At 68.6% G+C, this 12,389-nt stretch carries 12 protein-coding genes; 5 read left to right on the top strand and 7 right to left on the bottom strand.

The genetic code is table 11. The annotated features are described in order from the left end of the window. Nucleotides 1-156: 156 nt before the first annotated feature. Both eccD and mycP read left to right on the top strand, forming a co-directional pair. Nucleotides 157-1,587 (top strand): type VII secretion integral membrane protein EccD, encoded by a 1,431-nt coding sequence (gene eccD / locus FFS72_RS16820; RefSeq protein ID WP_137874998.1) that lies wholly within the window; start codon nt 157-159, stop codon nt 1,585-1,587. Beyond that, the gene (mycP, locus tag FFS72_RS16815) at nt 1,587-3,038 is read left to right on the top strand and encodes a type VII secretion-associated serine protease mycosin (protein ID WP_137874997.1); all 1,452 of its coding nucleotides are present in this window, start codon (nt 1,587-1,589) and stop codon (nt 3,036-3,038) included. Before eccD ends, mycP begins: the two co-directional genes overlap by 1 nt. Here the strand turns inward: mycP and eccB are convergent. Further along, nucleotides 3,011-4,459: a type VII secretion protein EccB gene (gene eccB / locus FFS72_RS16810; protein ID WP_137874996.1), complete on the bottom strand. Its 1,449-nt coding sequence runs from the start codon at nt 4,457-4,459 to the stop codon at nt 3,011-3,013. The genes mycP and eccB overlap by 28 nt on opposite strands. A 95-nt stretch (nt 4,460-4,554) precedes the next feature. Here eccB and eccE point away from each other — a divergent pair, with 95 nt between their 5' ends. Beyond that, a complete protein-coding gene (gene eccE / locus FFS72_RS16805; RefSeq protein WP_171018718.1) occupies nt 4,555-6,165 on the top strand; it encodes a type VII secretion protein EccE in 1,611 nt (536 codons plus the stop codon). A gap of 27 nt (nt 6,166-6,192) precedes the next feature. Here eccE and FFS72_RS16800 read toward each other — a convergent pair whose 3' ends face one another. Further along, the gene (locus FFS72_RS16800) at nt 6,193-6,765 is read right to left on the bottom strand and encodes an NADPH-dependent FMN reductase (protein WP_249353372.1); all 573 of its coding nucleotides are present in this window, start codon (nt 6,763-6,765) and stop codon (nt 6,193-6,195) included. Nucleotides 6,766-6,802: 37 nt separating this feature from the next. Continuing rightward, a complete protein-coding gene (locus tag FFS72_RS16795) occupies nt 6,803-7,378 on the bottom strand; it encodes a TetR/AcrR family transcriptional regulator (protein ID WP_137874993.1) in 576 nt (191 codons plus the stop codon). Between the two features lie 58 nt (nt 7,379-7,436). Between FFS72_RS16795 and FFS72_RS16790 the strand changes: the two genes are divergently transcribed. Both FFS72_RS16790 and FFS72_RS16785 read left to right on the top strand, forming a co-directional pair. Continuing rightward, on the top strand, nt 7,437-8,579 hold the full coding sequence (locus FFS72_RS16790; protein ID WP_137874992.1) for an acyl-CoA dehydrogenase family protein: 1,143 nt from the start codon (nt 7,437-7,439) through the stop codon (nt 8,577-8,579). 121 nt (nt 8,580-8,700) lie between these two features. Then, entirely contained in the window at nt 8,701-9,087 is a 387-nt protein-coding gene (locus FFS72_RS16785) for a PAS domain S-box protein (protein ID WP_050063861.1), read from the top strand. 24 nt (nt 9,088-9,111) lie between these two features. On the opposite strand, the gene truA is transcribed toward FFS72_RS16785, so the two are convergent. The 4 genes from truA to rpsD form a co-directional block, all read right to left on the bottom strand. After that, nucleotides 9,112-10,008, bottom strand: coding sequence for a tRNA pseudouridine(38-40) synthase TruA (truA, locus tag FFS72_RS16780; RefSeq protein ID WP_137874991.1), 897 nt, complete (start codon nt 10,006-10,008; stop codon nt 9,112-9,114). A 2-nt stretch (nt 10,009-10,010) separates the two neighbouring features. Then, nucleotides 10,011-10,559: a 50S ribosomal protein L17 gene (gene rplQ, locus FFS72_RS16775; RefSeq protein WP_050063863.1), complete on the bottom strand. Its 549-nt coding sequence runs from the start codon at nt 10,557-10,559 to the stop codon at nt 10,011-10,013. Between the two features lie 33 nt (nt 10,560-10,592). Further along, the gene (locus FFS72_RS16770; RefSeq protein WP_050063864.1) at nt 10,593-11,657 is read right to left on the bottom strand and encodes a DNA-directed RNA polymerase subunit alpha; all 1,065 of its coding nucleotides are present in this window, start codon (nt 11,655-11,657) and stop codon (nt 10,593-10,595) included. A gap of 118 nt (nt 11,658-11,775) precedes the next feature. After that, complete coding sequence (gene rpsD, locus FFS72_RS16765; RefSeq protein WP_050063865.1) at nt 11,776-12,381, bottom strand: 30S ribosomal protein S4; 606 nt, start codon at nt 12,379-12,381, stop codon at nt 11,776-11,778. Nucleotides 12,382-12,389: the final 8 nt, after the last annotated feature.

Here is a 12,389-nt window from a genome sequence, read left to right as displayed (position 1 = left end):
TCCCCCGACAGGCGTACGAGCGATGGACACTAACGCATGTCCCGGTCAACCCGCGACCCGCCCCGACCCAGCCCTGCCGTAGAGTTCGCGCAGTTTCGCAGTGGGGGCGGCACGGCTGGGGCAGTGCCGAAGTGAAGTCGAGTTCGAGGGGGATTCGTGGCGATCGGCGTCAATTCGGAAGAGCGCACCGACCTGTGCAGGGTGACGATTCTCGCCGATCACGTACAGGTCGATCTGGCGTTGCCTGCGAGCGCGCCATTGGCGCTGCTGATTCCCGAGGTCGTGTCCGTCCTCGACGCGCACGGCGACCCGTCCACCGTGCGGAGTCGTACAGCGGGACCGACCGAGTGGACGCTCGGCAGACTCGGCAGGTCCGCGCTCGATCCGACGGGGTCGCTTTCCGACCACCGCGTCCGGGACGGTGAGTTGCTCCTGCTGCAGACGGCCGACCGCTCGGCTCCCGCCCCGCTGTTCGACGACCTGATGCACAACGTCGCGGCCGTCGAAGCCGACACGTTCCGTCGCTGGACACCCGCTTCCGCGCGGATCGCGGGATCGGCGACGGCGGTCGCCCTGACGCTCGTCGGGGCACTGGCGGTGCTGCTCGCGAGGCGCCAGGACTCCGGGCCCACCGGCATGATCGCCGCCCTCGTGGTCGCGGTACTGCTGGTCGCCGCGGGCACCGTCGTCGCCCGGGTCTATCACGACCGGGGTTCGGCGTTGACGCTGTGGGCCGCCGCTCTCGCCCCGGCGTTCGCGGCCGGCGCATTGGTCGTTCCCGGCGAACCGGGCGCGTCTGCACTACTGCTCGGCACCGTCACCTGCGGTGCGTTCGCGGTGCTCGCGGCCCGCATGAGTGGCGTCGGTATCGGTGTCGCAGTTGCGGTCTCGACGACGGCGGTCGTGGCCGCGGGCGCAGCAGGAATCTCCGTGCTGACGGACCTGCCGGACCAGGCGATCGGCGCGATCGTGACCGCGACGGCGCTGGTGCTGCTCGCGTGTGCACCGCGGATCGCGATGCTGCTCGCCAAGCTGCCGCTGCCACCGGTTCCGTCTCCGGGCTCACCCCTGGACAGCGAGGAGGCAGCCGAGGAGGGCGACTCGCCGCTGCCGTCGTTCGCCGGTCTCGAGGAGAAGGCCAGGCGAGCCCGCGGCCACCTGACAGGACTGGTGTGTTCCGCGGCAGTCACCACCGCCGCAGGAGCGCTGATCGCGGCCGATGCCTTCTGCGCGGTCGACTGGCCCGGGTTCGCTCTCGCCGCGGTCGCGGCCCTGGTGTTGACGTTCCGCGGCCGGACGTACGCCAGCCTGTCGCAGGCGGCACCGCTCATCGGATCCGGTTCGCTGATCCTCATTCTCCTCCTGGGCAGCGCCGCGGTCACCGAACCAGGTTGGGCGCCTGTCATTCTCGTACTCGCGACCCTTGGAGTCGGAGTGGCGCTCGCGCTCGGTGTCGTTGCTCCGCGCCACGAGTTCTCGCCGGTCCAGCGGCGCGCCTCCGAATTGATCGACTACGCCGCGATCGCTGCCGTGCTACCCCTGACCTGCTGGGTCGCGGGACTGTTCGCGGCAATGCGTGGACTGTGATGGAAGCCGGGCGGATCGCACGCGTTCTGGCGACCGGCATCCTGGCGGCCACGCTGACGACGGCGTTCCCGGCCACCGCCGTCGCCGTCGCGCCGCCCACGATCGATCCGGGCGCACTTCCCCCCGCGAACATTCCCCCACCGCCCACCGAACTTCGCGACCCGTGTAACCAGACGTCGGAAGTGGCCGATCCGCGGCCGACTCCGGCACCGCAGCGGGCACTCGACCTGGATGCCGTCTGGCCCCTGTCCACCGGCGCCGGCCAGCTCGTTGCCGTGATCGACACCGGCGTCGAACCGCACCCGCGCCTGCCCGGCCTCGAAGCCGGCGCCGACTTCGTCTCCGCCGGTGACGGCACGTCCGACTGCGACGCACACGGCACGCTCGTCGCAGGGATCATCGCCGCTCGCCGATCCGAGTCCAGCGGGTTCGCGGGCGTTGCACCCGACGCCCGGATCCTGACGATCCGGCAGTCCAGCGCCGTCTTTCGCCGGGTCGGCGCCAACCGCGACCCCGACGAACAGAACGCACGCGGCGTCGGCACCCTGACGACACTGGCATCCGCCGTCCGCTTCGCCGCCGATCGAGGTGCGCGCGTCATCAACATCTCCGAAGTCGCATGCGTGTCGCCGTCCGCAGGCGATCACCGTGCGCTCGGCGCCGCGATCGACTACGCGGCTCGCGTCAAGGACGCGGTGATCGTCGCCGCCGCAGGGAATCTCGGAGAACTCTGCAAGGAACCGAATCCGCCGCTCGACCCGGCGCGGCCGCAGTCGAACCCGTGGGACGACGTGGTCACCGTCGCGACCCCCGCGTGGTACGACGACCAGGTGCTCACGGTCGGGTCGGTCGATCTCGACGGAGCACCGAGCGCCTTCACCGTCCCGGGACCGTGGGTGGACGTGGCCGCACCCGGCGTCGCCGTGACCTCCCTGGATCCGCGACGCCTGCACGACGCCGGGCTGACCGACTCCGTCAACGGCGGCAGGATCGAGGGGACCAGTTTCGCGGCGCCCTACGTGTCGGGGACCGCCGCGCTGATCCGGGCACGTCACCCGGAACTGTCCGCGGCGCAGGTGATCGCAAGGATCGAGGAGACCGCCCATGCACCTGCCGGCGGATGGGATCCGTTCGTCGGGCACGGTGTCGTCGACCCACTCGCTGCGGTCACCGCGACCGGACCCGCGGTGCCGACCGAGCCGCAGTCGGTGGCGCTGCCGGTACCCGAGCAGGCCCCGCCGCCGGACAATCGACCCCGGGCGGTGGCCCTGGTCGGGGCGGCAGTGGTGGCCGCACTGCTGATGATCGGCCTGCTCGCCTCGGTTCCACTGCGGCACAGCCGTACGAGTACTCAGCGGCACAGCCGTACAGGAACTCAGCGGCACAGCGGTGCAAGCACTCAGCGACCCAGTCGTACAAGTACTCAGGGGGCGGGGACGTCCATCGGCTGATCGTCGGGGGCCACACCGTCGTGTGCGAGGAGTGCATCTTCCCGTCCGAGGCGCGGCCCCGGCGCCAGCAGTCCGAGGATCGGCCACGGCGCCGGGATCGACTCCTCTGGGAAGCCGAGCAACGTTGCGCTGTCTCGATTCTCGATGCCGTAGCGCACGCCGGTGTCGGCGACGAAGAAGAGTGCACCCTGGCGTTCGCTGGACGGAGTGATTCCGGTCGAGTGGACGAGGGCACCGCTTCCCGGGCCGGCGTAGAACTGATCGGCCATGCTCCCCGGACCGTCACTCTGCGCGAGTGTCACCGGCTTCGCCCCGGCAGGCAGGGGAAGGGTGTTTCCCGCGACGACGGCAATGGTCGCCCGAATGCCTCCGTCGCCTGGTACGGGCCGCCACATCAGGCAGCCGACCGGCTCGCTGTGGGCGTCGACGATTCGCGGCGGGGTCTCGGGGAACGTCCCGACCGGCAGCGCAGACGACTGCGGCGGACGGGCCACTACATCCGGCGCCACGGCGTCCATCTCCGTGACACCGTGCGAATCCGCGAACCTGATCAGGTCTGCGGTCGCCCGCCCGACACGCTGCAGGCCGTCGGAGAGGACCACGTAGTAGCGGGTCTCCTTCGCGTCCTGGACCTGCACCACCGACCCGATCGGCTTGCCGTCCATCGGATACGCCGGTTCCTGGCCCGCGTCCCGGATCGCAGGCGGAACCAGTGCCGGTGCCTCGGGGATCGCCGAGAGGAGGCCCTCGCTCATCGGCCGGGGCACGATTCCTTCCAGGTCGAATGCGAGGGATACCGCGTGGTCGCCGAGGTCGACGCGACTGCGGGTTCCGTTGTGCACCAGCCACGTTCCGTCCAGGCTCTGAACGAGGAGTGCCTCACCGGAGTCGAGCTCGTCGGCGCCGTCCCCGAGTCGGGGGCCACCGACGACGATCGTCGTGCTCACGGCACGGGCGCCGCCGGGCGCGATCGAATCGCACAGGGTCCACGCGCCCGGGTCCTGGTGCGGCAGTGCCGACGGGGCGCCGGGGATGCCGAGCAGGGCACCGCGCGGACGGGTGCCCAACTCGGATTCCTTCACGATCACGGGCCGGTCGGCACTTCCCACGATCAGCCGAGCCGATGCGAGATTGAGTACGGGGTGCAGGGTTTCGTCGACGACGACGAACATCGCGCCGGACTCCTTGCCCACCACGATTCGGGCACTGCCGATGCTGTCCTGCGGCCGAATCAGCGCCAACGCGCCACATCCCGCCACCACCAGCAGCGACAGCAGCGCACCGACGGCGAGCGCACGCGACTGGCTGCGCATGGGATCGTGCAGCATACGCACGTCCCGGCGTACCAGTGCGTGTTCCATCCGGCGCACCAGGAAGCGATATCCACTCACCTGCCACCGTGTCGTCGGCTGTGCTGCCATGTTGCCTCCCCCGCTTGGCCCGCACTACGGGGGCACAGAGTACAGTCCGCGGAATCCGGGCCGTGGGGGCGTCCGGGTCTACCAGGGGGACGAATGTGACGCGTTGGCGCAGCCACCTTGTTCCCGCGATACCTGCACTGATCACAGCGCAATTCGTTGCGCTCGCGGTCGCGGTGATCGCGACCTGCGCCGGGATGATCTGGTGGCAGGCCCTCCTCGCCGCCTCCGTCCCGGCCGTCGTGTGCCTGATACCCGTGCGCCGCCGATCGGTGCTGGACTGGATGGTGACCGCCGCCCGGTATCGCACCGGACGCGCCGCCGAGCCCGTCATCACCGACTCCGCTTCGGCCGACGGCACCGTGACCGGCATGGTGTGGGACCGCGGGACCGTCAGTTCGGTGATCGAGGTACTTCCACCACAGGGCGGAGTGACACGGCTGGGCCGCGACGAGATCGTCGACGACCATCCGCTTCCTCTGTCGGCTCTCGCGGAATCTCTTACTCAGCACGACATCTCACTGGCAGGCATCGACGTCGTCGCGCACGGACGCCGGGTCGACCGTCGTTCACCGTCCGCTCGTGTCTACAGCGAACTCGTCGGGCCCCTGCCCGCGATCGCAACCCGTTCCGTCTGGCTGGTGGTGCGATTCGACGCAGCGGAGCAGGCCCGATCGGTCGCGCTGCGCGGCGGAGGCGCCGAAGGCGCCACGCGTGCGCTGTCGGTGGCGACCCAGCGCATCACCCGCACGCTGTCGCATCTCGGCACCGCGACCCGCGTCCTGTCCGCGACCGAAATCCGTTCTGCCCGAAACCTGATCACCGCCGGCGTCGACCCGTGGTCGGCGCCCCGCGCGTGGGGGCACCTCACCCTGCCGGAGGGCGTGAACACGGGATACTCACTCGACCCACGCCTGCTGACGTCCGGTGTCCTCACCGATGTCTGGGCCGTCCGAACCGAGGCGACCACGGTCACCGTCCGCATCCGTCCCGGCGGGGCCGCGGCGGCTCGGCTCGCAGCGTCGTGTCGCTTCACCGCGACGGCACTTCCCGAACGTCCGCCGATTTCCGGTGTTGCGCCCACGACCGGGCGGGACGCCTCCGCACTGGCCTCCCACCAACCGGGGTGCGCTTCCGCCCTCGACTCGCTCACGACGTTCGCGGACGTCGAGGTCTCGGACCTGGAATCGGTGACGCTCTCGCGTGGCGGCTGCGGCCAGCTCGTCGGATCCGACGCCGACGGTCGCGGCGTGACGGTTCGCATCGTCGGACCCGACATCGGTCGGGTGGACCTGATCGGCGAACCGTACCTGGCTCAGCAGGTGCTGCTCCGGGCACTCGCCACCGGCGCCCGGATCGCCGTGCACAGCAACCGCCCGCAGGTATGGCGCGACTTCGTCGGATCGGTCGGCGACGCCGCGCGCCTGTCCCTCGTCGGTGCGGGCGATGCGCCCGGCGGGACGACCGCCCAGGTCTTCGACGGCACCCCGCCGTCCCCGATCCCGGCGGGCGTCACCGCAGTCCACGTCGGCGACACACCCATGCCCGGGAGTGCGACCGTCGCGCTGCTGCAGCCCGGTGGCCACGGCAACCGGATCGTGCTGTGGGCGGCGGGTTCCCGCCACGACCTCACGATGGTGAGCACCTCGGCCGAGTCGGCGTTCCTGGGCCGGCCACGCACGGCTCCGGTACCCGTTCCCGCCGTGTGACCGTCAGTCCCGAGCAGAGCTCGAGTACTACCCCGGGTAGGGACGGGTCGCGCGCGCACCACGCACCGCGTCCGCCCACCACGACAGCTGATCGAGCAGTCTGCCGTGACCGTCGATCGCCGCACCGTCGTCGGTCTCACCTGCCGCGTCGAAGCGCTTACGCGCCTGGTGGAAGCTGACGGTCTGCCGCACGGACACCATGTGAACCTCCGCAACAACCTGTCTGAGCTGCTCGGTGGCGCGGAGACCGCCAGACAGTCCGCCGTAGGACACGAATCCGACCGGCTTGCCACGCCACTCCTCTTTCGCGGTGTCGACGGCGTTCTTCAGCGCCGCGGGGTAGCCGTGGTTGTACTCGGGAGTCACGAACACGAACGCGTCCGCAGCGTCGACCCTGGCCCGAAAGCGTTGCACCTGTGGACTGTCGGTGTGATCGGCGGGGAGGTCGGCGTCCGCCAGGTCGAGGACAGATATCTCGAACCGCGTGTCCTGCCGTGCCCGCCGAACGAACCAGTCGGCCACGACCGGACCGAACCGGACCGCACGCACACTTCCGACGACGACCTCGAGGCGAATCCGATCTGCGGGCACGCGCCCCATCATGCCGCAGCAGGCGACACGACCAGTGGTCCCGCTCTCACGTCGCCAGCCCGGTGGTCACGAGCGCGGCGAGTTCGCGGTAGGCCTCGGCGTCTCCCAGGCCCGTCGCCTCGGTCACCTGCCTGCGCTGGATCCGCACCATCGTCGACGTGGTGACGTCGGCGACGAAGGCGGCGTGCACATCCCGGAACTCTCCGGCGTCGACGCCCTCGGTGATGAGTTCCCGGACGCGCGCCGCTGCGATCGCTGTGTTCCGCTCGTACACCGGTCGTGCGGAGTCGCTGGCCGCGAGGTCCGTCATGAACTGCAGCGACGCCGGACGCAACTGCTCCCCGACCGCCTCGAGGTACGACTGGATCCGCGCATGCGACCCCGCCGCTTCGACCACGGCCTGCTCGACCCGCTCCGTGGCAGCCCGGAAGAAGTGCACGGTGGCCGCCCGGACGAGTTGCTCCTTGCTGGCCGCGAGTGAGTAGAGCGTCGACTTCGAGCACCGCAGCCGCCCGGCGATCTCGTCGAGGGTGAGGTGCGCGAAACCCTCGGCCAGCAGGAGGTCGACGAGCTGGTCGAGGAGTTGGGCGCGCCGCGCGGCGCCACGAACCTGGGTTGCCATACCAAAAACTGTACTGGAGTATCCTTGCCAGTACCGAGTAACCGCGAAGGAGACCCCCGTGCCCGTCGAACGCCTGCTCCCGACCCAGGAAGCGCACGACCTGATCGAGTTGACCCGCGACGTCGCCGACAAGGTGCTCGCACCTCGGGCTGCCGAGTGCGAGAAGACCGAGACCTTCCCCGAAGGCGTGTTCCCCGCACTCGGCGCCGCCGGACTGCTCAGCCTGCCCTACCCCGAGGAGTTCGGCGGCGGGAACCAGCCGTACGAGGTGTACCTGCAGGTACTCGAGGAGCTCGGAGCACGGTGGGCCGCAGTCGCCGTCGCGACGAGCGTCCACAGTTTGTCCTGCTTCGCGATGGCAACACACGGCACCGACGAGCAGAAGGCCAAGTGGCTTCCGGACATGCTGGGAGGCAACATGATCGGCGCCTACAGCCTCTCCGAAGCCCAGGCCGGATCCGATGCCGCGGCATTGTCCTGCAAGGCAACCGAGACCGAGGGCGGCTACCGGATCACCGGATCGAAGGCCTGGATCACCAACGGTGGACGCGCCGACTTCTACACCCTCTTCGCACGAACCGGCGAGAGTGGTTCGCGGGGCGTCTCGTGCTTCTTCGTCGACTCCGAGACCGAGGGGCTGTCCTTCGGGAAGCCCGAGGAGAAGATGGGCCTGCGCGCCGTGCCGACCACCTCCGCGCACTACGACAACGCCTTCGTCCCCACCGAGCGCATGATCGGAAAGCCGGGACAGGGTCTGCCGATCGCCTTCAGCGCCCTCGACTCCGGCCGCCTCGGTATCGCTGCCGTCGCCGTCGGCCTGGCCCAGGGCGCCCTCGACGACGCCGTCGCCTACGCCAAGGAACGCAAGGCGTTCGGCAAGCGGATCATCGACCACCAGGGCCTGGGTTTCGTCCTCGCCGACATGGCCGCGGCCGTCGACTCGGCGCGCGCCACCTACCTCGATGCCGCCCGACGCCGCGACGCCGGCCTCGACTACTCCCGGCACGCCTCGGTCGCGAAGCTCGTCGCCACAGATGCCGCGATGAAGGTGACGACCGACGCGGTCCAGGTTTTCGGCGGGTACGGCTACACACAGGACTTCCCGGTCGAGCGCTACATGCGCGAAGCGAAGATCACGCAGATCTTCGAGGGCACCAACCAGATTCAGCGACTCGTGATCGCGCGGTCACTGGCAGGCTGATCCCGGAATTCTCGATGTGTCCGGTCTCACATTGCGCGAAGCGTTATAAAACTGTCACATAGAGGCACACTCAGGAACACGCAGGCCCAGTCGGGAGGTCGCGATGAAAACGAGTCACGCCATGTCGAGACACATCGGTCCCAGATACACCAGCGGGATCAGTGGCGCCCACTATCGCTCGCTGATCCACAATCTCGACCTACCGGTGATTCTGCACACCGACGAAGATCAGGTCGTCGACGTCAATCGCGCCTTCGCCGATTTCCTCGGCTACACGCTCCCGGAGGCCCGACTACTCGGGCCCCGGGAGTTCGTGCATCCCCATCTGCTCGACGACTACCACCGCGCCCAGGCACAACTCGCCGGCGGCGAGAAGCTCGATCTGGCAGCCGACTACGACCTCGTCCGCAAGAACGGCGACGTGGTCCGCGTACGTGTCAAGAAATCCGTCGCGCGGCACAACGCGGAAACCGTCCTCATGACGGTGATCACGGGCACCGGGCACTGACCCGGAAACCGGTCCACGACCGACTCAGCAGCAGCCACCCGGCAGCGACCGCACCACGCGAGTAGCGGCGTTGCGCGATGCCAGATCCTCGTCCGCGGGATAGTCGACGCGAACCAGACTCAGCCCGTGCGCAGGCGCAACCAGTACCGAACTCGACCGCTCCCGCTCCTGTAGCAGCGCGGCAGTCCAGTCGACCGTGCGTCGCCCCTCCCCGACCGCCAGGATCGCTCCGACGAGGCTGCGCACCATCGACCAGCAGAATGCGTCCGCACTGACGAACGCGGTGAGGATGTCGCCGTCGCCCGGCGTGGAGCCCGCGGACCGCTCGTCGGAACGCATCCAGTCGAAGCGCTGCAGGTCGCGGACCGTCGTCGCGCCCTCCCGTCGACGACAGAACGCGGCGAAATCGTGCAGGCCGAGCAGAGAATGCGACGCCGCGCGCATCGCATCCAGATCCAGCTGCTTCGGGACCGACACCGTGTCACGGGCCCGCAGCGGCTCCGCCCCGTACCTCGCCGTCGTGATCCGATACTCGTAGTGCCGCCGGATCGCCGAGAACCGGGCGTCGAACTCGGCCGGCACCTCGGTGACCGCCTTCACTCGCACGTCCGGCGGCAGGAACCGGGCGAGCCTGCGCACCAGACGGGTCGGCTCCTCGAGCGTCTCGGACAGATCCATGTGGGCGACCTGGCCGCTCGCGTGCACCCCGGCGTCGGTGCGACCGGCGACGGTCAACTGCACCGGCTGTCGCAGGATCGTCGAGATCGCCTCTTCGAGTACACCGCACACCGTGCGCAGTCCCGGTTGGCGGGCCCATCCGGAGAAGTCGGTCCCGTCGTAGGTGATGTCCAGTCGAAAGCGAACGAACCCGCCCTCCCTGACGGGAGCGACGGGTTCGTTCGCAGGTTCTGACGCGTTCAGCGTTAGTCCTTCTTGGCCTCGGCAGCGTCTGCAGCGGTGGCGGTCTCGTTCTCGACGGCCTCCACGACAGCGTCAGCGTTCTCGACCTCGGCCTCGGTGGCCTCGGCCTCGACGGCCTCCACCACGTTCTCCTCGGCCGGAGCGGCCTTCGATGCCTTCACGCGACGTGCGCGATCGGCCTCGGAGGTGACCGTCTGCTCCTTGACGAGCTCGATGATCGCCATCGGAGCGTTGTCACCCTTGCGGGGGACGGTCTTCGTGATGCGGGTGTAGCCGCCGTCACGCTCCGCGTAGAACGGACCGATCTCCGCGAACAGGGTGTGCACGACATCCTTGTTGCGGATGACCTTGAGAACCTCGCGACGGTCGGAAAGGGTGCCACCCTTTGCCTTGGTCACGAGCTTCTCGGCGTACGGACGCAGGGCCTTGGCCTTGGCCTCCGTGGTGGTGATGCGACCGTGCTCGAAGAGCGCGGTGGCCAGGTTGGCGAAGATCGCCTTCTGGTGCGAAGCCGACCCGCCGAAGCGGGCACCCTTCTTGGGCTTGGGCATGATGAATCTCCTAGTAAGGACCCAGTGAGCTGGTTACAGCTGCTCGGTCTCGGCGTAGTCCTGGTCGTTGCCATCGCCCTCGTTGAAGGCACCGGCGTCGGTGTCGCTCCAGGTCCCGGTGGCGGCGTCGTAGCCGGCAACCGTGGACGGATCGAACGACGCCGGGCTGTCCTTGAGGGACAGGCCGAGCGAGTGCAGCTTGACCTTGACCTCGTCGATGGACTTCTGACCGAAGTTGCGGATGTCGAGCAGATCGGACTCGGTGCGACCAACCAGCTCGCCGACGGTGTGCACACCCTCGCGCTTGAGGCAGTTGTAGGACCGGACCGTCAGGTCCAGGTCCTCGATCGGCAGACCGAAGGAAGCGATGTGATCGGCCTCGGCGGGCGAGGGTCCGATCTCGATGCCTTCTGCTTCGACGTTCAGCTCACGGGCCAGGCCGAAGAGCTCAACCAGGGTCTTGCCCGCCGAGGCGAGCGCGTCCCGCGCGGTGATGGAGTTCTTGGTCTCCACGTCGAGGATCAGCTTGTCGAAGTCGGTGCGCTGCTCGACACGGGTCGCCTCCACCTTGTAGGTGACCTTGAGGACCGGCGAGTAGATCGAGTCGACCGGAATACGGCCGATCTCGGCTCCGGACGCCTTGTTCTGGACGGCGGGGACGTAGCCGCGACCGCGCTCGACGACGAGCTCGATCTCCAGCTTGCCCTTGTCGTTCAGGGTGGCGATGTGCAGATCCGGGTTGTTCACCGTGACGCCGGCCGGAGGCACGATGTCGCCTGCAGTCACGGCACCGGGGCCCTGCTTGCGGACGTACATGGTGACCGGCTCGTCCTCTTCGGAGCTCACGACGAGGCCCTTGAGGTTCAGGATGATGTCGGTGACATCTTCCTTCACGCCGGGGACGGTGGTGAACTCGTGCAGGACGCCGTCGATGCGGATGCTGGTGACAGCAGCGCCGGGGATCGACGACAGCAGGGTGCGGCGAAGCGAGTTGCCGAGGGTGTACCCGAAGCCGGGCTCAAGGGGCTCGATGGTGAACTTCGAGCGGTTGTCAGCGATGACCTCTTCGGTCAGTGTGGGTCGCTGCGAAATGAGCATGTGGTTTTCCTCCTGTGCGGACGTCCGCTATTTGACGCCCAGTTGGATGGCGCCTCCGGCGCTCGTGCGCGGCCTGCGAGTCTGACGACACGCAAACCGCGCACGAGCCGAGAAGGCTTTACTTCGAGTACAGCTCGACGATCAGCTGCTCCTGCAGCGGGACGTCGATCTGCGCGCGCTCGGGCTCCTGGTGGACCAGGACACGAAGGCGGCCGGGGACGACCTGCAGCCACCCGGGAACCGGGCGATCGCCGACCGTCTCACGCGCAACCTGGAACGGCAGCGTGCTCAGCGACTTCTCCTTGACATCGATGATGTCGTACTGGGAGACGCGGTAGCTCGGGATGTCGACCTTCTTGTTGTTCACGAGAAGGTGACCGTGGGTCACGAGCTGACGAGCCTGACGACGGGTACGGGCCAGGCCGGCGCGGTACACGACGTTGTCGAGGCGGGTCTCGAGGATGCGGAGCAGGTTCTCGCCGGTCTTACCCGGGCGACGCACCGCTTCCTTGTAGTAGCGGACGAACTGCTTCTCCATGACGCCGTAGGTGAAGCGAGCCTTCTGCTTCTCCTGCAGCTGGAGCAGGTACTCGCTCTCCTTGATCCGCGCGCGGCCGTGCTGGCCCGGCGGGTAAGGACGACGCTCGAACGCCTGGTCGCCTCCAACGAGGTCGACGCGCAGACGACGCGACTTGCGGGTGATGGGTCCGGTATAACGTGCCATTTTCTAAA

Origin of the sequence: Rhodococcus sp. Q, assembly GCF_005503035.1 — a bacterium.
Classification (GTDB): domain Bacteria; phylum Actinomycetota; class Actinomycetes; order Mycobacteriales; family Mycobacteriaceae; genus Rhodococcus_G.
The sequence above is the reverse complement of the archived record's forward strand: the minus strand, read 5'-3'. Positions and strand labels throughout refer to the sequence as shown.